A 24,740-nucleotide genomic window follows, 5' to 3' on the forward strand; every position below is an offset into this window, starting at 1 on the left:
CGGCGCGTCAGAGCTTGTCCACCTCGAGGTGGGCGATCGCCGTAGCCGCGACCTCCTGGCCCCGCTCCGTGAAGTCACCCTTGCCGGGGTAGGCGATGGTGAGCTTGTACATGTCGCCCGCGGTGGACTTGTAGTAGAGCGTCCGCATCTCGCGGGGACGGGGGTTCTGGCTGTCGTCGGTGGTGTAGACGACCGTGTTCTCGGCGGCCGGCCTGCCCTGGTACTCGGCGTTGGCGACCGGCGCGGTCTTCGGCCCCTTCGGCATGTCGAAGTCGTAGCTGCCGTTGGTCTTGAAGTCGTCGTTGTCCTCGTACATCTCGGCGGCCGCGGAGTCCTTGATTGCGCCGGCGGTGTCCTCCGCCTTGCGCTCGACGGTCAGGACGATCGAGATGGCCCCGCTCGGGTCGGTGAAGCTGACCCAGTGATCGTCGTCCGACGTCCGGTCCGGCTTGCCGAGCACGTAGTCCTCCGGCACCGCCAGCGTCGCGGTGACGTCCTTCTCGGCGCTCGTCTTCCAGTCGGCGGGCAGCCCGCCGCCGGTGGAGGGGTCGGCGACGACCAGCCAGACCGCGACCGTCGCGGCGACGACCGTCGCACCGAGCCCGGTCCAGAACAGCCGGGTGCCGACCCGCAGGCCCCAGCCGGAGCGCCCGGCACTGGCCTTGACGGCCCAGCCGCCGATCGGGCCCTGTGTGTCTCCGGCCAGGGCCACGGGCGCGGTCACCACCTGGGTGGGTGCCGGGGCGGGCGGGTTCGCGGCGCGTTCCAGGAGGGCGCGGACCTGCGCGGCCTGCGGGCGGCGGGCCGGGTCCTTCTCCAGCAGGCCGTTGATGGCCTCGGCGAGCGGGCCCTGCGCGGCGGCGGGCGGCGCGGGCGCGGCGTTGAGGACGGACTGGAGGGTCGCCGGGGTGTTGCTGCGGCGGAACGGCGAGACGCCCTCCGTGGCCGCGTACAGCACCACGCCCAGCGACCACAGGTCGGACGCCGGGCCGGGGCGCTGGCCCAGCACCCGCTCGGGCGCGATGAACTCGGGCGAGCCGACGAAGCCGCCGGTGTCGGTGAGGTTGGTCTCGCCCTCGATCTGGGCGATGCCGAAGTCGGTGAGGACGACCCGGTCGTGCCGCCCGAGCAGCACGTTGTCCGGCTTCACGTCCCGGTGCAGGATGCCCGCCGCGTGAGCGGCCTCCAGCGCGCCGAGCACCTCCAGGCCGATCCGGGCGGCCTCGCGCACGCCCAGGGTGCCCTCCTCCAGGGCCGCGCCGAGCGACCACCCGTTGACCAGCTCCATCACGATCCACGGCTGCCCGTCGACGACCGCGACGTCATGGACGTTCACGACGGACGGATGGTCGAGCCGGGCCGCGGCCCGCGCCTCACGCCGCATGCGCTCGAACGCGTTGGCCCGTTCACGTTCGGGAAGATGGTCCGGTACGCGCGGCTCCTTGACCGCGACCTCCCGGTCCACCGTCTCGTCCTTGGCCCGCCACACGGTGCCCATGCCGCCGTGCCCGAGCTTGGCGAGGAGCCGGTAGCGGCCCGCGATGAGCCGCCCGACACCGGGTTCCTGCGGGGCGGAGGCGACCTGGGTGGGCAGCGCGTAGGGGTTGTCGGAGTGCGGGACCTGAGGCGATTGCGGAGGACGGTGCGCATCCGCCTGCCGAGGTGGTTGCAGAACAAAACTCGTCGTCTCGTCGGCCCCGTGGCCCGGTCCCCCGTTGTGGCTCATGCGTCCATCAATATCGCGCCACGCGGGCCGATATCCACCAGCGGCGCTCACCGGTCACAGACCCGTGACTCAGGCCGCCCTTTATCTCCTCTTTATTCCGGTACGAGCGTGTCGACCGCCACGTCGAAGTACTCCCGTGCCTCGCGCGCCTTCCCGACCGGCGCCGACACCCACACGTCGTACAGCCGCCCGCCGTCCTCCCAGCACAGGTCGTACGTGTGCCGGGCGCCCTCCGCCGCGTCGAAGCCGTTCCAGGTGAACTCCCAGAGAGCGGCCGGCCGTCCGGCGCGGGTGGTCTCGGTGACGTGGCCGTCGCGGTAACCGGGGTTGGTCTCCGGGCCCTTGGCCGCGGCCCGCTCCATCACGCCCAGGGGGCCGCCGGGTTGGGGCACGGTGATCTTCACGCCGAGCCGGAAGACCTGCCCCGGGGAGACGTAGAAGATCCGCTCGCCCTGCGGGTCACGGGTGAACCCCTCGGGTACGGCGAGCGCGAACCCGGCCGGGTCGTCGACGACGCGATATCCGGAGGGGGCGGTGGGGTGCTCCGGGGAGGGAGTGGGCCTGGGCATGCCGCTGGCAGTGCCGCTGGACGTCGTACCAGCCGTACCCGCCGTACCAGCCGTACCCGTCGACCCGCTCGGCCCTCCCGGTGCCGAGGTCGACGGCGTGTCGCCCCCGTTGCCGTCGCGGTCGAGCAGCAGTGCCGCCGCGGACACGCCCGCGCCCGCCAGCGCGGCGACCAGCAGCGCGGCCACCAGCACGCCCCTCGTGGACCGTTCGCGGAGCGGTGGGTCCGAGGCGAGGCGTGCGGGCCGCTGACGCGGAAGGTCGGCCTGCGTGGGCGTGTACCCGGTCCGGCCCGACGGTGTACGCCCGGTGTCCAGGAAGGCGCGCAGCATCCGCTCGGCCTCCTCCGCGTCCAGCCGCCGGTCCGGATCCCGCTCCAGCAGCCCCCGTACGACCGGCAGGAGCGGCTCGGCCTGCGGCGGCGTACGGATGTCGGCGAAGACGACGGCGTGCAGGATGCCGCCGAGCGAGTCGCGGCGGAACGGCGACTCGCCGCTCAGCGCCGTGCACAGCAGCGCGCCCAGCGACCACAGGTCGGACGCGGGACCGGTCCGCTCCCCGGACATGCGCTCCGGCGCGGTGTACTCGGGCGAGCCGACGAAGGAGCCCGTCTCGGTGAGGGTGGTGGCGCCCGCGACCTGCGCGATGCCGAAGTCCGTGAGGACGGCGCGGCCGGTGGCCGAGTCGACCAGGACGTTCGCGGGCTTGATGTCCCGGTGCAGCACCCCGGCGGCGTGCGCGGCACGCAGGGCGCCGAGCAGGTCGGCGCCGATCCGGGCGGCCTCGCGCGGGTCGATGGGACCACGCTCGGCGATCCGGTCGGCCAGCGAGCCGCCCTCGATCAACTCCATGACGATGTACGGCCGTTCGTCCTCCTCGACGACGTCGTGCACCACGATGATGTGCGGGTGGCTGAGCTGGGCGACCGCACGGGCCTCGCGCAGGGTCCGGTCGCGGCGCGCGCGGGCCTGGTCGGTGGACAGGGAGTCGTCCTGGACCAGCTCCTTCACCGCGACACGCCGTCCCAGCAGGCGGTCCGTGGCCCGCCAGACGATCCCCATGCCGCCGCGCCCGAGCCTCGCCTCCAGCCGGTAGCGGCCCGCGATGACCCGGACGTCGTCCCCCTCGGTCCCCATGCGCCCATCATGCCCCACCGGACGCCGCGCCTCCGGGGCGCCGATTGGCCAACTCCCGGACGGGGCCGACCCCGCCGGAGCAGGGACCGGGTTCAGGAGGTGCTCGGCGGCTCCCGCCAGCTCTGGAGCACCGAGGTGAACTGCCGGGCGGTGCGCGCCCAGTCCTTCGCGGGCGAGGACATGTAGATGACGTACTCGGTGCCGTCCCGGGAGATGTACGTCTCCTCGATCGCGCGCCGCGGACCGGGGAAGTCCGTGTCCTTGGCGAGCGCGGTCCAGGTGTACTCCCACTCGGCGCCCTCGCGGTCGCGGTAGGTGTTCCGCTCCAGGGTGACCCGCTCGTAGTCGGCCAGCCCCTGGAGCTGCTGTTCGAGGTCGATCTGATGGGCGTAGGGGTCGTCGAAGTCCGGGGAGGCGTCGATGGCGATGCGGACGAAGTGCTTGCCGCCGTCGGGCGAGTAGTCGATCTGCTGGAGATCGCCGTCGTCCTGGTACACCGACCGCTCCCAGCCCCGGGGCAGCGAGAGCCCGAAACCGAGGGGGTCGTCGATGTCCTCCCAGGAATCGGAGCCGGTGCCCTGCCCCGACGCCTTGCCGTTGGGGGTCTGGCTGGGGCTCGCGGTGGGGCTCGGCGAGCCGGACCCCTGCGCCGTACCGTCGTCGCCCCACGTCCGCAGCGCCACCGCCGTACCGCCCCCGACCAGCGCGGCGACGACGACCACGAGCGCGAGGGTACGCAGCCGGCGACGCCGGGGCGGCTTCGGGGGCGGCGCCGACCGGCCGGATCCCAGCCCTGTCGGGCCGATGGCGGTCGGGCCGACGGCGACGGGCTGGGCGTGCGTGCCCGAGGCGGCGACGACGGGAGTAGCCGCCCCAGCGTACGGACCGGAGGGCGGGTACGGCGTGCCGACGGTATGAGCGGCTCCGGGGTGCGTGGATCCGGACGGGTACGGCGTGCCGCCGCCGTTCGTGACGTGGGGAGCCCCGCCGGTCGTGCCGCCGCCCTGCGTGCCGTGCCCCGTCCGCCCCGCGTACTGCGTCGGTATGTATGCCTGCGCCTCGTCGGGCCGGCGGCCCTCCGCCGCCTCCGCGAGCAGCCGTTCCGTACCGGCCGTGTCGGGCCGGGCGGCCGGGTCCTTGCGCAGCAGCGCCGCGATGACGGGCGCGAGCGGGCCGGCGTACCGGGGCTCGGCGGGCTCCTCCTCGACGACCGCCTGCATCGTGGACAGCGGCGAGGTGCGGCGGAACGGCGAGCGGCCCTCCACCGCCGTGTACAGCGTGGCGCCGAGCGCCCACAGGTCGGAGGACTGGCCCGGGTCGTGGCCGCGGACCCGCTCGGGGGCGAGGAAGTCGACGGACCCGACGACCTCTCCGGTGCGGGTGATGGTGGTGTCGCCGTCGATCTGGGCGATGCCGAAGTCGGTGAGCAGGACCCGGCCGTCGTCGGAGAGGAGCACGTTGCCGGGCTTGACGTCACGGTGCAGGACGCCCGCGGAGTGCGCGGCGCGCAGGGCACGCAGCACCCACAGGCCGATCCGGGCGGCCTCGGTCGGCTCGACGCGCCCGTCCTCCTTGACGGCGTCGGCCAGCGAGCGGCCCTCGACCAGCTCCATCACGATCCAGGGGCGGCCGTCGTGTTCGAGGACGTCGTGCACGGTGACGACGGCGGAGTGGTTGATCCGCGCGGCCGCACGGGCCTCGGCCCTGGTGCGCGCCAGCAGGACCGTACGGTCGCTCTCCGACACGTAGAGCGCGGCGGTCAGCTCCTTGAGGGCGACGGCCCGGTGCAGCAGCTCGTCGTGCGCCCGCCATACGCGGCCCATGCCGCCGCTGCCGATGGCGTCCACGAGCCGGTAACGGCCCGCGACGAGCAGGCCCTGCATCTGATTCACGTTGCCCCGCAATGCTCTTGACAGGGTCAGCGTAAAGACCGGTCCGCGTCCGGGGAACCAGCGGGGGGCCAAGGAAACCGCACTGTGACGGTTGTCGCTTCTGCCTCCGCGAGTCGGCCGGGCAACCGGAGGCGTTACTGACCGGTCGCTCAGCCCGTGTAGCGGTAGCTGGCCGACGCCTGCTCGAACAGCCGCGTGACCTCGTCCCGCTCGGCCTCCGGGCCGCGCAGCTGCACGACGTGATACCGCCCGTCGAGGAGCAGCGCCACATTACGCACGAACAGCTCGCGCCCGTCACCACCGGTCCAGGTGAATTGCCCCTCGGCCGAGATCCGTCCGCCCACCTCGATGGTCCGCAGCCCGGAGGCGGTGGCCCAGCTGGAGTCGCGGTACGGCTGCAACTCGCTCTCCTTCTCCCGCTGGTACACCATCGGGTCGCTGCCGTACTGAGCGGCGGTGTCCCGCCCCGGCACCACGATCAGCTCGAAGCCGGCGTGCGTGTAGACGACCTGGCCGCGGCCGTTCTTCGGGGTACGGTCCCAGCCGTCGGCGACGGCGAGCTGGAAGCCCTCGGCGTCCTTGCGCAGGGTGAAGCCGCCGGGCAGACCGCCGGACTGCGTCTCGGTGGCCCCGGAGGCCGACTCGGAGGGGCTGTTGCCCGATGCCGGGGGGCTTCCGTCGTCGGGCCGGGGCTCGCTGCTCGCGTCGGGCGCCGGGTTCACCTGGCCCGCGGCACCGGTCCGCTCCGCGCCGCCCGCGCTGCCGGTGCCCTCCTCGTCGGCCTTGGGCATGAACATCACGGCGTACGCGACCGCCGCCGCCAGCACGAGCAGCACCACCACGACCAGTGTCCGGCCCAGGCTGCGCGGCGAACGTCCCGTCTCCGCCCGGCCCCGCTTGTGCCGCCCGTGCGCCGCGGGCAGCCCGGCGCGCCGTCTGCGCACCAGCTCGCCCTTGCGTCGCACGATCGGCAGCCGGCGCGGGTCGGTGGGCGGTGCGGCGACGACGTAGGTGCCCGCCTCGGGTTCGGGCGCCGAGCGCACCAGTGAACGCAGCCAGCCGCGCAGCTCCTCGAAGCCCAGCCGCTCGGTGGGGTCCTGACGCAGCAGCGACTCCACGACCGGCCGGAGCGGGCCGCACTCCTCGGCGAAGGCGGGCGGCTCGGCGCAGACCAGCTGCACCAGCTCGGCCGTCGACTCCTCCGGATAGGGGGCGTGCCCCTGCACGGCGCGGAACAGCAGCGCGCCGAGCCCCCACAGGTCGGTCGCGGGCCCGATGGGCGCGGCCAGTTGCCAGTTCTCGTGCACGGGACCGGCCTGCTCCGGCGCCCACCGCTCCGTGACGGGCCCGACGACGGCCATCCGCGCCTGGCGCGCCCGCTCGGCGGCCAGCGCCGTGGCCGGACCGCGCCGCACGGCGGCCCCGGCGGCGGACTCGTCCCACCGCGTCCCGGCAGGTGCCCCGCCGGCCTGCGCCGGCACGGGCACCGCGCCGGTCCCGAGCCCCATCGGGGCGGGTGCGCCGGCCACGCGGTAGGGATCGGCGATCTGCCCAGGAGGCATACCCCCCACGCCACCCGGCCCCTGCTCCCGACCACTCCCGAGGACGTACGGCGACGGCGACGCGCCCGCGATACCGGTCCCGGTGTCGCCCTCGACGGGAGTGCGGGCACCCGGCAACGCCGTCCGGCCGCCCTGCTGCGCCTCGTGGACCCGCGCCGCGGCCCGTGCGCCCGCGCGGTAGGCGGCGATGGCCCCGGCCCGCGCGGCACGGATGTCCCCGCCCGTCTCCACGGGTCTGCGGACCATCGCCCCGGAGGCGCCGTGCGCCGGCTCGGCTGCCGCGGCGGGCAGCCCACCGGCGGCCCGCGCCTCGATCGCCGCCCGTCGGGCGGCCTCGGGATCCACGCCGCCGACGCCGCCGACAGCAACGGTCCCGTCGGCACCTCGCCCCGGTCCCGGAACACCGGGCCCACCGGTCCCGGCACCTCCCCGGCCGCCGTGCGGCTGCTGCTCCTGCTGCTCGTGCGCCTGTACCTGTACCTGTTCCTCGTCCACCGGCACCGGGTCGTACCCGCACAGCGCCTCTTCCGCCGCGCCGACCGCCAGCCCGGTCAGCATGACCCGGCCGTCGTCGCAGACGAGCACCGTGCGCGCGGTGATGTTCCGGTGCACCCAGCCGTGCGCGTGCAGCACCCGCAGCGCCATGAGCACGTCGGAGGCGACCTCCGCCGCCCGGTACGGCGTCAGGGGCTTCTCGGCGAGCAGAGCCGCCAGCGGCCTGGCGGACACCAGTTCGCTGACGACCCACAGGGAACCGCCTTCGGCGAACACGTCGAAGACCTGGTCGAGCCGCGGGTGGTCGGGGATGCTCGCGGCGGCCTGCGCGGCCTCCACGGCCCGCCGTACGACGGGATCGGCGGGGCGTCGCGTACTCGCGCCCACGCCGGTGCCCCTAGGGGGCCGGCGCGCGCCGCGCTCCCTCGCCGTGAACCCCTCGGGCAGGCCCTCCGCGTCGAGCACCTCGGCCTCGACGACCTCCGGCAACGGAACCTGCCGGACCAGGACTTCCTGCCCGCTGTAGGTGTCGAAGGCCCGGGTCTCGGCGAGTTCGTACTCGTCGGACGGCGGCAGCGGCAGGCGGTAGCGGTCGGCGAGTACCCGTCCCGCATAGTCGTCCACGTTGCCTCCCCCGGCCGCCCGGTCGGTCAAATCCGTTCGCCACACGGACCGTTCCTGCCGGATCCAGCCGGACAGCCGGATGCGTACGGTCCGCAGCCACTCACGATACGTGCCGGAGGCAACCCGCAAAGAGGGGATGCGAGATCTGGACGCACCGAACCCCAACCGGACGCCTGCGAGGGGCGTGCCGAGCGCGGGTTGCCGTCCCGCGCTACTTCTTCGGCGTGAACGTCTTCGTGAGTGTCTCCCAGGTGCTCACCCGCAGATCGCCGTCCCACGCGGCGGACTTCGCCGTGTACATCAGGGCATACCCGAGGTGGGCGTCGACCACGAATCCCCGGTCGATCGTCCGGTACGCGGTCCCGCTCTCCGAGTAGGTGAACTCCCAGTCAGCCGTGTTCCAGCCGCGGTAGTCCACCTTCACTATGTGGACCTTCTTGTACTGGGAGCGCTTCATGTAGCGCTCCTGGTTCTCCCAGTCCGCGACCGGGTCGTCCTTGGGCGTGGTCGTCCACCCGATCAGCAGCTTCTGCCCGTCGGGTCCGGTGAAACGGTCCCCCGCGCCACTCGTGGACTGGTACTTCCAACCGGTGGGCAGCCCGATCGTGTAGCCCTGCTGGCCCCCGTGCGTCGTCACAGCCGCTCCCGCTCCACCGGCGGAGGTGCCCGAACCGGAGCCGCCGGCCGCGGCGGTGCTGCTGGGCGAACTGCTGCCGGAGGCCGATCCGGACGTCGCGGACTGGGACGCCGAGCCGTCCGTCCGCGTCCCGCTGTCCTCGTCGTCCTTGGTGTCGGCGGCGGCGCTGTCACTGGCGACGGCCTGGGAGCCGCCGCCGCTCTTCGAGCCGTCCGCCTTGTCGTCGCCACCACCGAGGGTGAGGGCCAGCACGGTGCCGAGCACGGCGAGCGCCACCACGACGGCGATGATCACGAGCGTCCGCTTCGGCACCACGTCTGTCAGCGGCGCCCTGGGCACGGACCGCGGCGGCAGATCCGGCGGCGTCATCACGGGCCACCCGGAACTGCGCTGCGGCGTCCGCCCGTTCGCCCCGCGAACCTCCTGACCAGGGACCGCACCCGACGGGGTGCGGGACACCGGCACGGAGGCGGAGGCCGCGGCGGTCGTCACCTTCGCGGTGGTGGTGCCTTCGGCCTTGGTGGCGGCCACAGCCGCCGCCGAGGTCACGGCGCCGGTGGCCGCGCCACCCCGCGTCTCCTCCTGCGTACCCAAGGACCTCGATGCCCCCGGGGCCCCCGAAGCTCCCGGCCCGTTGGACGACTTGGCTCGACCGGCGGCGGCCGAGGTGGCCACCCCGGCCGCGACGGCGGCCTTCCGCACGGACCGCATGGCCCCGCGCAGCTTCTCGGCCGCCTCTCCACCGGACGAGCCGGAGGACGAACTCCCCTTGCCCTCCGGGCTGCCCGGCTGCATCGGCAAGGGCAACGGCACGACCTTCGTCGCATCCGCCGCCTCGGCCTCCCGGCGGTCCGGCGCGTGGATCACCGCGTTCAGCTTCGCCCGCGCTCCGGCGTCGTCGAGCCGCCGCACGGGATCCTTGGTGAGCAGGCCGTAGATGACGTCCCGCAGCGGACCCGCGTTCCTCGGCTCCTCCAGCGGTTCGGTCATCACCGCGGTGAGCGTCGCGATCGCGGAGCCCTTGTCGTACGGGGGTGTCCCTTCGACCGCCGCGTACAGCAGGCCGCCGAGCGACCACAGGTCGGCCGCCGGTCCGGGCTTGTGGCCGCGGGCGCGCTCCGGGGAGATGTAGGAGGGCGCGCCGACGAGCATGCCGGTCGAGGTGATGGACGGGTCGCCCTCGACCTGGGCGATGCCGAAGTCGGTGAGCACCACCCGGCCGTCCTCGGCGATCAGCACGTTCGACGGCTTCACGTCGCGGTGCAGGATGCCCTCGCGGTGGGCCGACCGCAGCACGTCGAGGATCGCGAGCCCGACCTCCGCCGCGCGCCTCGGCTCCAGCACGCCGTCCTCACGGATGACCTCGGCGAGCGACTTGCCCTCGACGAGCTCCATCACGATCCACGGCCGGTCGTCCTCCTCGACCACGTCGAAGACCGTCACCGCGCTGTTGTTGCGGATCCGCGCGATGGCTTTGGCCTCGCGCAGCGTCCGAGTGATCAGCCGGCGCTTCTCCTCGTCGTCGATGTTTCCCGGGAACCGCAGCTCCTTGACGGCGACCGTGCGTCCGAGGGTCTCGTCCTCGGCGCGCCACACCGTCCCCATGCCGCCGCGGCCGAGTACGTCTCCCAGCCGGTACCGCCCGGCGAGGAGACGTGCGCTCTTGTCCTGACGGGATGCTCCCGCCCGCTCCGCCTCCGACATGCGTCCCCTCATGCAACCCGCCCTGACAGAGCCTTCATTGTCTCTCACCCGACAAGTGCCCGACGCCCAGGGGGCCCTTCACCGCCCCTCAGGACCGGCGCATTCCGGCCAGAAGGTACAGCACAGTCCGGCCAACAAGCGGAACGAGCCCCGCCCGGTGCGCGAAAAGCCCTTCCGGGGGGCCTCACCTCGCCCCCCCCACCCACCGAAAGCCCACCCACGGACCCGGTGCGGCGCCTCCCCGCCCTCCCTGCATGATGGGCCACAGCGGGGACAGGAAGTCGAGGGGAGGGGAGGGGAGGGAACTCCGTGACACGACCGTTGCGCGCGCTCCTGGTCATGCCCGTGGCCGTGGCCCTCCTCGGTCCCACCACAGCCGACTCCCACCCGGCTCCCATCCCCCGCGCCGACGTCGCCGACGTCACCGACACCGTTGACGCCACCGACGCGCTCCTCCCCCTGCTTCGCACCCTGGGCAAGGCTCCCGCCGCCGCCCTGCTGGCCCGCGAGGAGAGCGGCACCCGCTTTGCCGGGTCAGGCTCGGGCATCTCCCGGTCCGACCACTTCCGGGCCGGCAGCATCACCAAGACCTTCCTCGCGACCGTCGTACTCCAACTGGCCTCCGAACAACGGCTGTCACTGTCCGACCCGGTGGAGCGGTATCTGCCCGGCCTGGTGCGGGGAGCCGGCAACGACGGGCGCGCGCTGACCGTGCGTTCCCTGCTGACCCACACCAGCGGCCTGTACGACTTCGCCCGGGACACCGGCGGCACCCGCCCCGTCACCCCTCTTCAGGCCATCCGTCTCGCGCTCACCCACCCTCCGGCCGACCGCGGCCGCTACGCCTACTCCAACACCAACTACGTCCTGCTCGGCCTGGTCGTCGAACAGGCCACCGGCCGCTCGTACGCCACGGAGGCCGAGCGCCGCATCCTCGATCCGCTGGGTCTGGACGGCACCTCCTTCCCCGGTTCCCGCACCTCTCTGCCCTCCCCGCACGGCCGTGCCTACGGCACGGACGGAACCGACGTCACCGAACTCGACCCACGGGTGGCCGGGGCCGCGGGCGAGCTGGTGACGACCCTCGCCGACCTGAACCGCTTCTACTCAGCCCTCCTGAGCGGCGAACTGCTCCCCTCGCACTGGCTGCACGAGATGCTCGACACCCGCACCGCACACGGCTCGTACGGCCTGGGGCTGATTCCGGCGCGGCTGCCCTGCGGAGTGACCGTGTGGGGGCACAACGGCCGGATCTCGGGCAGCTACGTGCGCACCGCGGCCACCGTCGACGGCCGTCATGTCCTCACCTTCCGCGTGAACACGACGGCGATGGCGGATCCCGGCCTCGAACCGGCCCTGCTCGCCGCCGAGTTCTGCCCTCGCACCTCTTGAAACGAGCCGGTTCCGAACTGAGATCCCGGTCCACGACACTCGTTCGAGTGAAGCGTGCGGGCGGTCCCGCCGAGGCAGCCCGATCCCGGTTGGCCTCACGCTCAGAACCGCGGCGCCCACTACGGCCCGACGACCGCCGTCTCACCACCGCCGTCTCACCACCGCAGCCTCACGTTCCCGGCCTCGGCCTCTGCCTCGGCCTCGGCCTCTGCCTGGGCCTGGGCCTCACTGCGGCACTATGTCCGGCGCCCCCAGCCGTGCCGCGTCCGCCGTCAGGTCGTCGGGCTGCCGTTGCGATTCCCGCTCGGCCTCCACCCGCTTCTCGTAGTGCTGTACCTCGCGCTCGATCTGGTCCTTGTCCCATCCCAGGACGGGCGCCATCAGTTCCGCCGCCTCGCGGGCGCTGCGGGTGCCCCGGTCGAAGGTCTCGATGGAGATGCGGGTGCGCCGGGTCAGCACGTCGTCCAGGTGCCGCGCCCCCTCGTGCGAGGCGGCGTAGACGATCTCGGCGCGCAGATAGTCGTCGGCGGCCCCGAGCGGCTCGCCGAGTGTCGGGTCGCCGGCGATGAGGTCGAGGAGTTCCTCGGCCATCGAGCCGTACCGGTTCAGCAGGTGCTCGACGCGCACCACATGCAGCCCGGTCCGGGTGGCGATGCGCGCTCGCGCGTTCCACAGCGCCCGGTAGCCCTCCGCGCCCAGCAGCGGCACCTCCTCGGTGACGCACTCGGCGACCCGCAGGTCGAGCCCGTGTACGGCCGCGTCGACGGCGTCCTTGGCCATCACCCGGTACGTCGTGTACTTGCCGCCCGCGACGACGACCAGCCCGGGTACGGGGTGGGCGACGGTGTGCTCCCGGGACAGCTTGCTGGTGGCGTCCGACTCGCCGGCGAGCAGCGGACGCAGACCGGCATAGACACCCTCCACGTCGTCGCGGGTGAGCGGCACCGAGAGGACGGAGTTCACGTGCTCCAGCAGATAGTCGATGTCGGCGCTGGACGCGGCGGGGTGGGCCTTGTCGAGGTCCCAGTCGGTGTCGGTGGTGCCGACGATCCAGTGCCGGCCCCAGGGGATGACGAACAGCACGGACTTCTCGGTGCGCAGGATCAGGCCGGTGGAGGAGTGGATGCGGTCCTTCGGCACGACGAGGTGGATGCCCTTGGACGCGCGGACGTGGAACTGTCCCCGCTCCCCCACCATCGCCTGTGTGTCGTCGGTCCACACGCCCGTGGCGTTGACGACCTGGCGGGCGCGGATCTCGTACTCCCCGCCCCCTTCGGCGTCCCGCACGCGTGCGCCCACGACCCGTTCACCCTCGCGCAGGAAGCTCGTGACACGCGCGCGGTTGGCGACCTTCGCGCCGTATGCCGCCGCCGTGCGCACCAGCGTGGCGACATAGCGGGCGTCGTCCATCTGGGCGTCGTAGTACTGGAGCGCGCCGACAAGCGCGTCTCTCTTCAAGGCGGGGGCGACACGCAGGGCGTGACGGCGGCTCAGGTGACGGTGGGCCGGCAGGCCCCGGCCGTGCCCGCGGGCCATCGACATCGCGTCGTAGAGCGCGACGCCCGAACCGGCGTACAGCCGCTCCCAGCCCTTGTGCTGAAGCGGATACAGGAACGGCACGGGCTTGACCAGGTGCGGTGCCAGCCGCTCCAGCAGCAGTCCACGCTCCTTCAGCGCCTCGCGGACGAGGACGAAGTCGAGCATCTCCAGGTAGCGCAGGCCGCCGTGGATCAGCTTGCTGGACCTGCTCGATGTGCCCGACGCCCAGTCCCGTGCCTCGACCAGACCCGTGGACAGGCCGCGGGTGACGGCGTCGAGGGCGGTTCCCGCGCCGACCACCCCGCCTCCCACGACCAGCACGTCCAGCTCGCGCTCGGCCATGGCCGCAAGTGACTCGGCTCGCTGCGCCGGCCCCAGTGTCGCTGTCCTCACCGCTGCCTCCCGCTGTCGGTCGCGCCGGCCGCGCCCTTCAGAACGAGGCCCGGCCCGTATCCCCCATGCCCCAATGGTGACCGTCTTGCCCGAGTTCAGCCACCACGCACCCCCAGCCTGTGGACAACCCTCACGAAACCGCACCCGGCCCCCACCGAGCCGACCGGGAAAACACAACCGATCAATCCCGCAAATCGGTCATATTTACTCCTAGTCTGACATTGCGCTCGCCCGTCCTGTCCACAGGGCTTGCGTACCTGTCCCGCTTCGGTTACTGGGAAGGACGGCCCACCGCCATGCCCGCAGATCTCGCCGTCATCGGACTCGGCCCGCTCGGCCTGCCCCTGGCCCAGGCCGCCGTGGCCGCCGGCATCCCCACGCTCGGCTACCGCACCGGACCCGAGCCGGGCTCCCTCAGCCCCGCCGAGTTGCGCCGGATGCTCTCGGGGGGGTTCCGGCCCGCCACCAACCCTGCCGAGCTGGGCCGGGTGCGCACCGCCGTCATCTGCGCCCCCACCCCGCGCGACGCGGGCGGCGGGCTCGACCTGAGCCAGGTGGAGGCCGCCGCCCGCACCCTGGCCGGGCACCTGCGCCCGCACACCACCGTCATCCTGGAGTCGCCCGTGCCCCCCGGGACGACCGAGGAGTTCCTGCGGCCGCTCCTGGAGGAGATGTCCGGTCTGCGCGCGGGCCGCGACTTCCACCTCGCGTACTCCCCCAGCCGGGCCGACCCCGGCCGCCGAGACTTCACGCCCGCCAATACGCCGAAGGTCATCGGCGGACTCACCCCCGCCTGCACCGAGTCGGCCGCCGCCTTCTACGGCCGCCTCACCGACAAGGTGGTACGCGCGCGTGGCCTCAGGGAAGCCGAGACCGTGACGCTTCTGGAGACCAATTTCCGGCACGTCAACATGGCCCTCGTCAACGAGATGGCCGTCCTCTGCAACGACCTCGGCGTGGACCTCTGGGACGTCATCCGGTGCGCCGAGACCAAGCCGTTCGGCTTCCAGGCCTTCCGCCCCGGTCCCGGCGTCGGCGGCCACTCCGTGCCACTGGACCGCACCGGCCACGCCGGCAGCCCCCTGCGCATGGTGGAACTCGCCCAGCAGGTCAACAGCCGCATGCCCCGCTACGTCGTCCAGCGCGCCGCCACCCTCCTCAACGAGCACGGCAAGTCGGCGCGGGGCGCGCGCGTGCTGCTGCTCGGGGTCACCTACAAGGCCGACCTCGCCGATCAGCAGGGCGCCCCCGCCCAGGAGGTCGCGATCCGCCTGATGGAACTCGGCGCGGCCGTCAGCTACCACGACCCGCACGTACCGTCCTGGAGCGTCCTCGACCGCCCGGTCCCCCGCGCCGACTCCCTGTACGAGGCCGCCGCCGACGCCGACCTGACGATCCTCCTCCAGCAGCACCGCACGTACGACCTCCAGGGCCTCTCGGTGAAGGCACAGCTGCTGCTCGACACGCGGGGGGCTACGCCTACGGGGGCGGCGCACCGGTTGTGAGACGGGGCGCACGAGACCGTCCTGGGCTCCGGAGGCTGGTGGCGTACGGCACGGCTCGCCGGTAACGTAAAAATGGATGGTGCCCACCGCAGAGGCCACTGCGGCAGGCACCTGATGGTTCACGGAGTGTCCGCCCCTAGTTGTTGTAGGGGCGGCCGCTCGAAAAGCCGCAAGATCCACCTCCTCCGGCACTGCACCGTCCGAAGACGGAGTCGGTCCCAGCGGGTGGGCTTGCGGTGGCGTCCCATGGGAGCCCCCTTCCACGACGCCGCCCAGTGGCCCGGTGGACGGCTCGTTCAGGAACTCGGGCCGGGCCCCGAGGGCTCGGGTCCGGAACCATGTCCTTGGAAGGGGGCACCCCTCACAACTGGGGCGCCGACCCGGACGCTACCGTCCAAGACCCCCCTGACCAGCGCGCATTCGCCCCGAAGGCAACCGTGCGCCCCTGCTCCGCGTCACACGCCCCCACGCCCCCACGCCCGTCCCGGGCATGCGAAAGGGGCCGGTCACCTCACCTGAGTGAGCTGACCGGCCCCTGCCGAAGGCCTGCGAACTACCGTCGGGCTAGCGCCGGTGCACCGAGTCCGCCACCGTCACCTCGACGCGCTGGAACTCCTTGAGTTCGCTGTATCCGGTGGTGGACATGGCGCGGCGCAGGGCGCCGAAGAAGTTCATCGAGCCGTCCGGCGTGTGGGACGGGCCGGTGAGGACCTCCTCGATGGTGCCGACCGTGCCGAGGTCGACCTTCTGGCCGCGCGGCAGCTCCTCGTTGACGGCCTCCATGCCCCAGTGGTGGCCGCGGCCGGGCGCGTCGGTCGCGCGCGCGAGCGGGGAGCCCATCATCACCGCGTCGGCGCCGCAGGCGACGGCCTTGGGCAGGTCGCCGGACCAGCCGACACCGCCGTCCGCGATCACGTGCACGTACCGGCCGCCGGACTCGTCCATGTAGTCGCGGCGGGCGGCGGCGACATCGGCCACCGCCGTCGCCATCGGGACCTGGATGCCGAGCACGTTGCGCGTCGTGTGCGCCGCGCCGCCGCCGAAGCCGACGAGGACGCCCGCCGCACCGGTACGCATCAGGTGCAGGGCCGCCGTGTAGGTGGCGCAGCCGCCGACGATCACCGGGACGTCGAGTTCGTAGATGAACTGCTTCAGGTTCAGCGGCTCGTGCGAGCCGGAGACGTGCTCCGCGGAGACCGTCGTACCGCGGATGACGAAGATGTCCACGCCCGCGTCGACGACGGCCTTGGAGAACTGGGCCGTGCGCTGCGGGGAGAGTGCGGCGGCGGTGACCACGCCCGAGTCGCGCACCTCCTTGATGCGCTGCCCGATCAGCTCCTCCTTGATCGGCGCGGAGTAGATCTCCTGGAGCCTGCGGGTCGCCTCGCCGACGGGCAGCTCGGCGATCTCGTCCAGCAGCGGCTGCGGGTCCTCGTACCGGGTCCACAGGCCCTCGAGGTTGAGCACGCCCAGGCCGCCCAGTTCGCCGATGCGGATCGCGGTGGCGGGGGAGACGACGGAGTCCATGGGGGCGGCCAGGAACGGCAGCTCGAAACGGTAGGCGTCGATCTGCCAGGCGATCGAGACCTCCTTCGGGTCCCGCGTACGGCGGCTGGGGACGACGGCGATGTCGTCGAAGGCGTACGCCCGGCGGCCGCGCTTGCCGCGCCCGATCTCGATCTCAGTCACGTGTGTGGCCTTTCCCTGATGCGTTGCAGCGTCTACCAGTATCGCCGACGGGCACGGCGAGGGCGGCCCCGGATGCTCCCGGGGCCGCCCTCAGACGTGTGAAACGGACGGCACGCGCGTGTGCCGCTACTTCTTGCCGCTGTAGTTCGGCGCCTCGACCGTCATCTGGATGTCGTGCGGGTGGCTCTCCTTGAGGCCCGCCGAGGTGATCCGGACGAACCTGCCGTTGTCCTGAAGCTCCGGGACGGTACGGCCGCCGACGTAGAACATCGACTGGCGCAGGCCGCCGACCAGCTGGTGGACGACGGAGGACAGCGGGCCGCGGTACGGCACCTGGCCCTCGATGCCCTCGGGGATCAGCTGCTCGTCGGAGGCGACGCCCTCCTGGAAGTACCGGTCCTTGGAGAACGACTTGCGCTCGCCGCGGGTCTGCATGGCACCCAGGGAACCCATGCCGCGGTACGACTTGAACTGCTTGCCGTTGATGAACAGCAGCTCGCCGGGCGACTCCTCGCAACCCGCGAGCAGCGAGCCCAGCATCACGGTGTCGGCGCCCGCGACGAGGGCCTTGGCGATGTCACCGGAGTACTGGAGGCCGCCGTCGCCGATGACCGGGACACCCGCTTCCTTGGCGGCCAGCGCGGCCTCGTAGATGGCGGTGACCTGCGGGACGCCGATGCCGGCGACGACACGGGTCGTACAGATGGAGCCGGGGCCGACACCGACCTTGATGGCGTCCGCGCCGGCGTCGACGAGGGACTGCGCGCCGTCGCGGGTGGCGACGTTGCCGCCGATGACGTCCACGCGCGTGTGGTTGGACTTGATCTTGGCGATCATGTCGCCGACCAGGCGGGAGTGGCCGTGCGCGGTGTCGACGACGATGAAGTCGGCGCCGGCCTCGATCAGGGCCTGGGCGCGCTCGAAGGCGTCACCGGCGACGCCGACCGCGGCACCGACGAGGAGGCGGCCCTCGGCGTCCTTCGCCGCGAGCGGGTACTTCTCCGCCTTGACGAAGTCCTTGACCGTGATCAGGCCCTTGAGGACGCCCTGGTCGTCGACGAGCGGCAGCTTCTCGATCTTGTGGCGGCGCAGCAGCTCCATGGCCTCCACGCCGGAGATGCCGACCTTGCCGGTGACCAGCGGCATCGGCGTCATGACCTCGCGGACGCGGCGTGTGCGGTCGGTCTCGAAGGCCATGTCGCGGTTGGTGACGATGCCGAGCAGCTTCTTGTTTCCGTCGGTCACCGGGACGCCGCTGATGCGGAACTTGGCGCAGATCGCGTCGGCCTCGCCGAGCGTGGCGTCCGGATGGATGGTGATCGGGTCGGCCACCATGCCGGACTCGGAGCGCTTCACGAGGTCGACCTGGTTGGCCTGGTCCGCGATGGAGAGGTTGCGGTGCAGTACACCGACGCCGCCCTGGCGGGCCATCGAGATCGCCATGCGCGATTCGGTGACCTTGTCCATGGCGGCGGACAGGAGCGGGATGTTCACCCGCACGTTCCTGGAGACGTACGAGGCGGTGTCGATCTCGTCGGGAGCCATGTCCGACGGGCCCGGCAGCAGCAGCACGTCGTCGTAGGTCAGCCCGAGCGTCGCGAATTTTCCGGGCACTCCGTCGACGTTGGCAGTCATGACACCTTCCCCAAATGGCCTTGATCGGTGCGGATGTCCATGCTAACGGGAAGCACACCTCCCGAATTCCACGGTCCGATGTGACTCCGGGCTCCGCATGTTCGTACGGCGGCGGCGGGCGGCCTGTTCACCGAAGGGGCCGCCGACCTGTTCAGCGTAGGCGTCTCGGCCGGTCCGGCGTTGGGCCCGTTGCTTCGTTGGCGGAGGAGGTGCGGCGGGACCGCGGAGGGACTACTGCTCGGCGAGGGCGCGCAGCCTGCTCAGCGCGCGGTGCTGGGCCACGCGCACGGCCCCGGGTGACATTCCCAACATCTGGCCGGTCTCCTCCGCCGTGAGGCCGACCGCGATGCGCAGCAGGAGCAGTTCCCGCTGGTTCTCGGGCAGGTTGGCGAGCAGCTTCTTCGCCCACTCGGCGTCGCTGCTCAGCAGGGCCCGCTCCTCCGGACCGAGGGAGTCGTCGGGACGTTCCGGCATTTCGTCGGATGGGACCGCCGTGGAGCCGGGGTGGCGCATCGCCGCGCGCTGGAGGTCGGCGACCTTGTGTGCGGCGATGGCGAAGACGAAGGCCTCGAAGGGGCGGCCCGTGTCCTTGTAGCGCGGGAGGGCGAGGAGGACCGCCACGCAGACCTCCTGCGCGAGGTCCTCCACGAAGTGGCGTGCGTCGCCGGGGAGCCGGGACAGCCGGGTGCGGCAGTACCGCAGGGCGAGGGGGTGGACATGGGCGAGAAGGTCGTGTGTGGCCTGCTCGTCTCCGTCGACCGCGCGATGCACGAGTCCGCCGATCGCCCCGGGGGCACGGACCGCCTCGTCTTCGCGCATCGGTCCATGGTGCACTGCGGCCGGACCGGCCGCGGCACCGTGCCCTTCGTTGTGCACCGAAGCGTTATGAGCAGGTGCGCCGGAACTCATCCCCTGCGCCCTCCCCTCCCGCTCGACCGACTTGTCCCCGAGGAACTCCACCCCTCAAGGATGCGGCATCAGCGGCGAAACGAGCAGCGGGCACCCGGCGAGGCCCTGCTCCACCCCCGTCCGACGCCCGGCCGACGGGGGGTTCCCGCAAGCCCAGAACCCCGCGCGAGCAGGGAGGTTCATCCATTCCCCCGCTCCTGTCCACTGGGATCGGCTTGCTCGAAAAGTCCGTCGTCGCAGCCTGTCCGGCGCTGCTGCCGACCGAAGAAGTCCGCCGCACAGGCCGTACGGCCGTGGCGCTGAGGACGCCGGACCGAAAGGCCTGACCGAAGGCGCCGGACCCCGGCACCGGCACGCGCGCCCCCGTCGGCAATGTCGGCGAACTCACGCGCTGGACCCCGCTCATCGGTGCCCAGCACGTGCCGCCGCTCACCGGGAGGGAGCGGTCCGCCGGGCAGGCCCTAGCGGACCAGTCCCCACCGGAAGCCCAGTGCCACGGCGTGCGCGCGGTCCGAGGCGCCGAGCTTCTTGAACAGCCGGCGGGCGTGGGTCTTGACGGTGTCCTCGGAGAGGAACAGCTCGCGGCCGATCTCGGCGTTGGAGCGGCCGTGGCTCATGCCTTCCAGGACCTGGATCTCGCGCGCGGTGAGCGTGGGCGCCGCGCCCATCTCGGCCGAGCGCAGCCGCCGCGGGGCGAGCCGCCATGTGGGGTCCGCGAGGGCCTGGGTGACCGTCGCGCGCAGTTCGGCGCGAGAAGCGTCCTTGTGCAGATAGCCGCGGGCGCCGGCGGCGACCGCGAGTGCGACGCCGTCGAGATCCTCGGCGACGGTCAGCATGATGATGCGTGCGCCCGGGTCGGCGGACAGCAGCCGCCGGACGGTTTCGACACCGCCCAGTCCGGGCATGCGCACGTCCATCAGAATCAGGTCCGAGCGGTCGGCACCCCAGCGGCGGAGGACTTCCTCGCCGTTGGCCGCCGTCGTCACGCGCTCGACGCCGGGCACGGTCGCGACCGCGCGGCGGAGCGCCTCTCGGGCAAGCGGGGAGTCGTCGCAGACGAGGACGGAAGTCATGGCCGCCCTCCGCAGCTGATGCGCGTCACCTTGTGCCTCCAGGCTGGTACGTATCGTCACCTGTGCGGTCGACCGTCTCGGACGCTTGCCCGAGCGTTTGTGTTTTCAACCGCCACCGCACTCTCAACGATGGTCACTCGAAAGAGTTACGGGGCCGCGTGCATTCTTCGGCACTCTACGTGAGGAGGCGGACACGGTGGAGAGACCCGCGCGGACCCTCAAGCTTTCACCACAACCCATGCCCCGTTTAGCCCTATTTCTTCCCATTTACTGGTGTCTGAGGCTAGATTCGCAATGAGTCATATTTTCATCTCCTTAGATCGTAGTTGTACGGTCGTGGGCACCGTATCCGCTCAGCACGGCTGCAAGGGGTCACGCAATGGCAGATTTCTCCCGCCTTCCCGGACCGAACGCGGACCTGTGGGACTGGCAGCTCCTGGCTGCCTGCCGCGGGGTGGACAGCTCGCTCTTCTTTCATCCCGAGGGCGAGCGCGGGGCGGCGCGGAGCGCTCGCGAGAACTCGGCCAAGGAGGTCTGCATGAGGTGCCCTGTGCGCGCGCAGTGCGCGGCGCACGCGCTGGCGGTGAGAGAGCCGTACGGCGTGTGGGGCGGGCTGACCGAGGACGAGCGCGAGGAGCTCATGGGGCGGGCGCGCAACCGCCTGGTGTCGGCGTCGGCCGGCGCGGGCGGTGTTTCGAACACCTGAAGGAACGTTTCTCCACATAGTTGAGGGCACACGCCGATGCGGGTGCCCTCATTGCTTGTGCGACGTCCTTGTCCTACGTGCCGCCCTACGTGCATGTCCTACGTGCATGTCCTACGTGCTTGTGCGACCTCTGCCGACCGGTACGACTACCGTGCCGCCGCCCGTCCCAGTTGCTCGAGCGTGGCAGCCACCGCCGGTACCTGCGCCAGGTCGGGAAGGGTGAGCGCGACGACCTCCCGCCGTACCGCCGGTTCCAGGGTCACCGCACGGGCTCCGCGCGGCCGTACGGACTCGATCGCGAGCTGGGGGAGGACGGCGACGCCGAGGCCCGCGCCCACCAGGCCGGCCACCGCCGGGTAGTCGTCGGTCGCGAAGTCGATGCGGGGGGTGAAGCCCGCGGCTTCGCACACCTCCACCAGCCGGCCACGGCAGCGCGGGCAGCCGGCGATCCACGGCTCGCCGGCCAGTTCGCCGATGGCGAGGGACTCCGCGCGCGCGAGCCGGTGCCGTTCCGGCAGGAGGGCGACGAGCCGGTCCGTCAGCAGGGGGCGGACGACCAGGTCGGGCCACTCCTCGGCGCCAGGCGCGTCCTCGTAGCGGAAGGCGAGGGCGACGTCGCAGTCGCCGGCGCGCAGCTTGTCGACCGACTCGGGCGGCTCGGCCTCCTCCAGGGAGACGCGGGTGCCGGGGTGGGCGGCGCGCAGGGCGGCCAGCGCGGTCGGGACGAGCGTGGAGCTGCCGCTGGGGAAGGAGACGAGGCGGACCCGGCCGGCACGCAGGCCGGCGATCGCGGCGACCTCCTCCTCGGCTGCGGTGAGTCCGGCGAGGATCCCGGCGGCGTGCCGCACGAGGGCGTCGCCCGCCTGGGTCAGCCGCATCTCGCGGCCGCTGCGCACCAGCAGGGGCGTGCCGACGGACGCCTCCAGTGCCTTCATCTGCTGGCTGACCGCGGGCTGGGTGCAGCCCAGCTCGCGGCCCGCCGCCGAGAAGGACCCGGTGGCGGCGACGGCGCGCAGCACGCGGAGATGACGGGCCTCGATCATCCTTCGAGCATAAGTGAGTCTTGGGTACGGCGGCGAATAATGCGTCGACACTTTGACCGCTGGTCGCTTAGCGTGCCGTCATGAGGCTTCTGTCCGTCAACGTGGGCCGTCCGAAGGCCGTTCCGTACACCGAGCAGCCGGAGGGTCTGACCGGTATCGACAAGCGGCCGGTGGAGGGGCCGGTGCGGGTGGCCGCGCCCGGTCCGAAGGGGGTCGCGGGAAGCGGCCTGGCCGGGGACGCGGTGTGCCACCTGCGTCATCACGGCGGCGACGACCAGGCGGTGTACGCCGTCGCGCGCGAGGACCTGGACGACTGGGAGCGTGAGCTGGGGCGCGCGTTCGCCGACGGCTCGTTCGGCGAGAACCTCACCACCACCGGGCTGGACGTGTCCGGGGCGCGAATCGGTGAGCGCTGGCTGATCGGGTCGGAGGTGGTGCTGGAGGTGACGTCCGGGCGGATTCCCTGTCTCACCTTCCAGGGCCATGTGGGTGAGAAGGGCTGGGTGAGGCGGTTCACGCGGAAGGCCGCGACAGGTGCCTACCTGCGGGTGATCGTGCCGGGGGAGATCCGCGCGGGGGATCCCATAGAGATCGTCCACCTGCCGGAGCACGAGGTGACGGCCCGGATGGAGTTCCAGGCCACCACCACACACCGGGAGCTGCTGCCCCGGCTGCTGGCGGCCGGCGACGCGCTGCACCCCGAGGCACGGGCGGCGGCCCGCAAGTACGTCGAGAAGTACGGTGGCTGAGCCGCCGTCACGGGCGGTGGGACCCACGGCTTCTTCACTTTCCGCAGGCCGCGTGCAGAGAGCGGACGCCCGGACTCCGGGTCACTAACCTTCTGCCATGACAACGGCTCTGATTACGGGTTCGACCGCGGGTATCGGTGCCGCGTTCGCGCGGCGGCTCGCGGCGGACGGGCACGACCTCGTCCTCGTCGCCCGGGACACCGAGCGGCTGCGCGAGCAGGCGACCGAGTTGCACGACCGGCACGGCATCGAGGCGGAGGTGCTGACGGCCGACCTGGCCACGGACGAGGGCATCGAGGCGGTGGCCGCCCGGCTCGGCGACCGCAGGAACCCCGTCGACCTGCTGGTCAACAACGCCGGCTTCGGCAACAAGGGCCGCTACCTCGACGTATCGATGGCCGACGAGCTGAAGATGCTCAAGGTGCACTGCGAGGCGGTGCTGCGGCTGACGTCGGCGGCGGCCGAGGCGATGCGGGAGCGGGGGCGCGGGGGTGTCGTCAACGTGGCCTCGGTTGCGGCCTTCGTGCCGCGCGGGACGTACGGCGCGTCCAAGGCGTGGGTCGTGCAGTTCACGCAGGGGGCGGCGAAGGATCTGGCGGGCAGCGGGGTGCGGCTGATGGCGCTGTGCCCGGGGTTCGTGCGCACCGAGTTCCACGAGCGGGCCGGGATGGGCACGGACAACATCCCCGGCTGGATGTGGCTGGACGCGGACAAGCTGGTCGCGGCGGCGCTGGCGGACCTGGCGCGCGGGAAGTCGGTGTCGATTCCCGACCCGCGGTACAAGGCGTTGATGGGCCTGGTGAAGGTGATGCCCCGGTCGCTGCTGGGCGGGGTCAGCTCGCGGACCGGGCGGAAGTACGGGCCGCAGTAGCGAACGGCGACGGCGGGGCTCCGGTGGGAGGATGGGCGTGACAGGGCCGGACCCAGGGGGGCCGGAGGCGGCGCGATGACGTTCGTACAGCTCATCGATTGCAGGACGAGCCGGTTCGACGAGATGAACCGGCTGATGGACACGTGGGTCGAACAGACCAAGGGGAAGCGGACGGCGACGCACGCGCTGGTCGGAAAGGACCGGTCGGACGCGTCGCACTTCGTCGAGATCGTGGAGTTTCCGTCGTACGAGGAAGCGATGCGGAACTCGAACCTTCCGGAGACCGACAAGATCTTCCAGGACATGGTCGCGCTCTGTGACGAGATGCCGACCTTCACCGATCTGGAGGTGGTGCGCGACGAGCAGCTGAACTGCGCGACGGCGCGGGAGTGGTTCGAGCAGGCCGGGACGATCGAAATTGATCGCATGTTCGATCGAGTGACCGACGACTACGTGGACCACGATCCCTCCGGTTCGCAGGGCACCGGGCTGCGTGCGGCGCGCGAGGAGTTCGCGGGCTGGCGGCGCGCCTTCGACTTCTCGTTCCGGGTCGACGACCAGATCGCCCAGGAGGACCGGGTGTGCACCCGCTGGACCTGGACCGCCCGCCACAAGGGCGACTTCCTCGGCATCCCGGCCACCGGGCAGAACGTCACCATGACCGGCATGACCTGGCAGTGCTTCCGGGACGGAAGGATCTGCGAGGGCTGGTGGCAGTACGACCGGGCGGGTCTGCTGGAGCAGCTGGGGGTACTCGGGGAGTAGCCCGCGAGGATGCACCGCCGAGAGGCGGGCGGGAGGGGGGGGGGGGGGACCCGCCCCCCCCCCCCCCCGGAGCAAGGCCGCGGCCCGCCCGCAGGCGCATTAAAAAAAAAAACCACCCCACGCAACAG

Annotated in this window: 17 protein-coding genes; 6 read left to right on the forward strand and 11 right to left on the reverse strand. The window is 72.2% G+C overall.

Going from position 1 to position 24,740, the window contains the following annotated elements; translation table 11 throughout:
- Positions 1-7: 7 nt before the first annotated feature.
- From ACFWJX_RS13255 to ACFWJX_RS13275, 5 genes are all read right to left on the reverse strand, one after another.
- Positions 8-1,726 carry a serine/threonine-protein kinase gene (locus ACFWJX_RS13255; RefSeq protein ID WP_383241189.1) on the reverse strand — a complete coding sequence of 573 codons (1,719 nt, stop codon included), beginning with the start codon at positions 1,724-1,726 and terminating at the stop codon, positions 8-10.
- A gap of 92 nt (positions 1,727-1,818) precedes the next feature.
- Positions 1,819-3,429 (reverse strand): serine/threonine-protein kinase, encoded by a 1,611-nt coding sequence (locus tag ACFWJX_RS13260; protein ID WP_383241191.1) that lies wholly within the window; start codon positions 3,427-3,429, stop codon positions 1,819-1,821.
- 92 nt (positions 3,430-3,521) lie between these two features.
- Positions 3,522-5,312, reverse strand: coding sequence for a serine/threonine-protein kinase (locus tag ACFWJX_RS13265; RefSeq protein WP_383241873.1), 1,791 nt, complete (start codon positions 5,310-5,312; stop codon positions 3,522-3,524).
- Positions 5,313-5,470: 158 nt separating this feature from the next.
- Positions 5,471-8,002, reverse strand: a complete 2,532-nt coding sequence (locus ACFWJX_RS13270; protein ID WP_383241194.1) for a protein kinase — start codon at positions 8,000-8,002, stop codon at positions 5,471-5,473.
- A gap of 211 nt (positions 8,003-8,213) precedes the next feature.
- Positions 8,214-10,343, reverse strand: coding sequence for a serine/threonine-protein kinase (locus ACFWJX_RS13275; RefSeq protein WP_383241876.1), 2,130 nt, complete (start codon positions 10,341-10,343; stop codon positions 8,214-8,216).
- 339 nt (positions 10,344-10,682) lie between these two features.
- On the opposite strand from ACFWJX_RS13275, the gene ACFWJX_RS13280 reads away from it, so the two are divergent.
- Positions 10,683-11,735, forward strand: coding sequence for a serine hydrolase domain-containing protein (locus tag ACFWJX_RS13280; RefSeq protein ID WP_383241879.1), 1,053 nt, complete (start codon positions 10,683-10,685; stop codon positions 11,733-11,735).
- Between the two features lie 225 nt (positions 11,736-11,960).
- On the opposite strand, the gene ACFWJX_RS13285 is transcribed toward ACFWJX_RS13280, so the two are convergent.
- The gene (locus ACFWJX_RS13285; RefSeq protein WP_383241197.1) at positions 11,961-13,667 is read right to left on the reverse strand and encodes a glycerol-3-phosphate dehydrogenase/oxidase; all 1,707 of its coding nucleotides are present in this window, start codon (positions 13,665-13,667) and stop codon (positions 11,961-11,963) included.
- A 296-nt stretch (positions 13,668-13,963) separates the two neighbouring features.
- Between ACFWJX_RS13285 and ACFWJX_RS13290 the strand changes: the two genes are divergently transcribed.
- Entirely contained in the window at positions 13,964-15,172 is a 1,209-nt protein-coding gene (locus tag ACFWJX_RS13290; RefSeq protein ID WP_383241200.1) for a nucleotide sugar dehydrogenase, read from the forward strand.
- A gap of 564 nt (positions 15,173-15,736) precedes the next feature.
- Here ACFWJX_RS13290 and ACFWJX_RS13295 read toward each other — a convergent pair.
- The 4 genes from ACFWJX_RS13295 to ACFWJX_RS13310 form a co-directional block, all read right to left on the reverse strand.
- Entirely contained in the window at positions 15,737-16,861 is a 1,125-nt protein-coding gene (locus tag ACFWJX_RS13295; RefSeq protein ID WP_383241203.1) for a GuaB3 family IMP dehydrogenase-related protein, read from the reverse strand.
- A gap of 126 nt (positions 16,862-16,987) precedes the next feature.
- Positions 16,988-18,496, reverse strand: coding sequence for an IMP dehydrogenase (gene guaB / locus ACFWJX_RS13300; RefSeq protein WP_383241206.1), 1,509 nt, complete (start codon positions 18,494-18,496; stop codon positions 16,988-16,990).
- Positions 18,497-18,727: 231 nt separating this feature from the next.
- On the reverse strand, positions 18,728-19,315 hold the full coding sequence (locus tag ACFWJX_RS13305; protein ID WP_383241209.1) for a sigma-70 family RNA polymerase sigma factor: 588 nt from the start codon (positions 19,313-19,315) through the stop codon (positions 18,728-18,730).
- Positions 19,316-19,866: 551 nt separating this feature from the next.
- Positions 19,867-20,478: a response regulator transcription factor gene (locus ACFWJX_RS13310; RefSeq protein WP_003948568.1), complete on the reverse strand. Its 612-nt coding sequence runs from the start codon at positions 20,476-20,478 to the stop codon at positions 19,867-19,869.
- A 379-nt stretch (positions 20,479-20,857) separates the two neighbouring features.
- On the opposite strand from ACFWJX_RS13310, the gene ACFWJX_RS13315 reads away from it, so the two are divergent.
- The gene (locus ACFWJX_RS13315) at positions 20,858-21,184 is read left to right on the forward strand and encodes a WhiB family transcriptional regulator (protein WP_381180511.1); all 327 of its coding nucleotides are present in this window, start codon (positions 20,858-20,860) and stop codon (positions 21,182-21,184) included.
- A gap of 146 nt (positions 21,185-21,330) precedes the next feature.
- Here ACFWJX_RS13315 and ACFWJX_RS13320 read toward each other — a convergent pair whose 3' ends face one another.
- On the reverse strand, positions 21,331-22,227 hold the full coding sequence (locus ACFWJX_RS13320; RefSeq protein WP_383241213.1) for a LysR family transcriptional regulator: 897 nt from the start codon (positions 22,225-22,227) through the stop codon (positions 21,331-21,333).
- 80 nt (positions 22,228-22,307) lie between these two features.
- Here ACFWJX_RS13320 and ACFWJX_RS13325 point away from each other — a divergent pair, with 80 nt between their 5' ends.
- From ACFWJX_RS13325 to ACFWJX_RS13335, 3 genes are all read left to right on the forward strand, one after another.
- The gene (locus tag ACFWJX_RS13325; RefSeq protein WP_383241216.1) at positions 22,308-22,976 is read left to right on the forward strand and encodes an MOSC domain-containing protein; all 669 of its coding nucleotides are present in this window, start codon (positions 22,308-22,310) and stop codon (positions 22,974-22,976) included.
- A 97-nt stretch (positions 22,977-23,073) separates the two neighbouring features.
- The gene (locus tag ACFWJX_RS13330) at positions 23,074-23,847 is read left to right on the forward strand and encodes an SDR family NAD(P)-dependent oxidoreductase (RefSeq protein WP_383241219.1); all 774 of its coding nucleotides are present in this window, start codon (positions 23,074-23,076) and stop codon (positions 23,845-23,847) included.
- Positions 23,848-23,922: 75 nt separating this feature from the next.
- Positions 23,923-24,612 carry an ester cyclase gene (locus ACFWJX_RS13335; protein WP_383241222.1) on the forward strand — a complete coding sequence of 230 codons (690 nt, stop codon included), beginning with the start codon at positions 23,923-23,925 and terminating at the stop codon, positions 24,610-24,612.
- Positions 24,613-24,740 lie beyond the last annotated feature (128 nt).

The sequence above is a fragment of the Streptomyces sp. NPDC058335 genome (assembly GCF_042723915.1).
Taxonomy (GTDB): Bacteria; Actinomycetota; Actinomycetes; order Streptomycetales; family Streptomycetaceae; genus Streptomyces.

What these genes read in the sequence shown, in the direction of transcription:
- ACFWJX_RS13275 (WP_383241876.1), bottom strand. Translation starts at nt 10,343, where the DNA reads ATGTCGGAGGCGGAGCGGGCGGGAGCATCCCGTCAGGACAAGAGCGCA.
- ACFWJX_RS13325 (WP_383241216.1), top strand. Translation starts at nt 22,308, where the DNA reads ATGAGGCTTCTGTCCGTCAACGTGGGCCGTCCGAAGGCCGTTCCGTAC.
- ACFWJX_RS13320 (WP_383241213.1), bottom strand. Translation starts at nt 22,227, where the DNA reads ATGATCGAGGCCCGTCATCTCCGCGTGCTGCGCGCCGTCGCCGCCACC.
- ACFWJX_RS13265 (WP_383241873.1), bottom strand. Translation starts at nt 5,312, where the DNA reads ATGCAGGGCCTGCTCGTCGCGGGCCGTTACCGGCTCGTGGACGCCATC.
- ACFWJX_RS13330 (WP_383241219.1), top strand. Translation starts at nt 23,074, where the DNA reads ATGACAACGGCTCTGATTACGGGTTCGACCGCGGGTATCGGTGCCGCG.
- ACFWJX_RS13255 (WP_383241189.1), bottom strand. Translation starts at nt 1,726, where the DNA reads ATGAGCCACAACGGGGGACCGGGCCACGGGGCCGACGAGACGACGAGT.
- ACFWJX_RS13335 (WP_383241222.1), top strand. Translation starts at nt 23,923, where the DNA reads ATGACGTTCGTACAGCTCATCGATTGCAGGACGAGCCGGTTCGACGAG.
- ACFWJX_RS13280 (WP_383241879.1), top strand. Translation starts at nt 10,683, where the DNA reads ATGCCCGTGGCCGTGGCCCTCCTCGGTCCCACCACAGCCGACTCCCAC.
- ACFWJX_RS13315 (WP_381180511.1), top strand. Translation starts at nt 20,858, where the DNA reads ATGGCAGATTTCTCCCGCCTTCCCGGACCGAACGCGGACCTGTGGGAC.
- ACFWJX_RS13310 (WP_003948568.1), bottom strand. Translation starts at nt 20,478, where the DNA reads ATGACTTCCGTCCTCGTCTGCGACGACTCCCCGCTTGCCCGAGAGGCG.
- ACFWJX_RS13290 (WP_383241200.1), top strand. Translation starts at nt 13,964, where the DNA reads ATGCCCGCAGATCTCGCCGTCATCGGACTCGGCCCGCTCGGCCTGCCC.
- ACFWJX_RS13305 (WP_383241209.1), bottom strand. Translation starts at nt 19,315, where the DNA reads ATGCGCGAAGACGAGGCGGTCCGTGCCCCCGGGGCGATCGGCGGACTC.
- guaB (WP_383241206.1), bottom strand. Translation starts at nt 18,496, where the DNA reads ATGACTGCCAACGTCGACGGAGTGCCCGGAAAATTCGCGACGCTCGGG.
- ACFWJX_RS13260 (WP_383241191.1), bottom strand. Translation starts at nt 3,429, where the DNA reads ATGGGGACCGAGGGGGACGACGTCCGGGTCATCGCGGGCCGCTACCGG.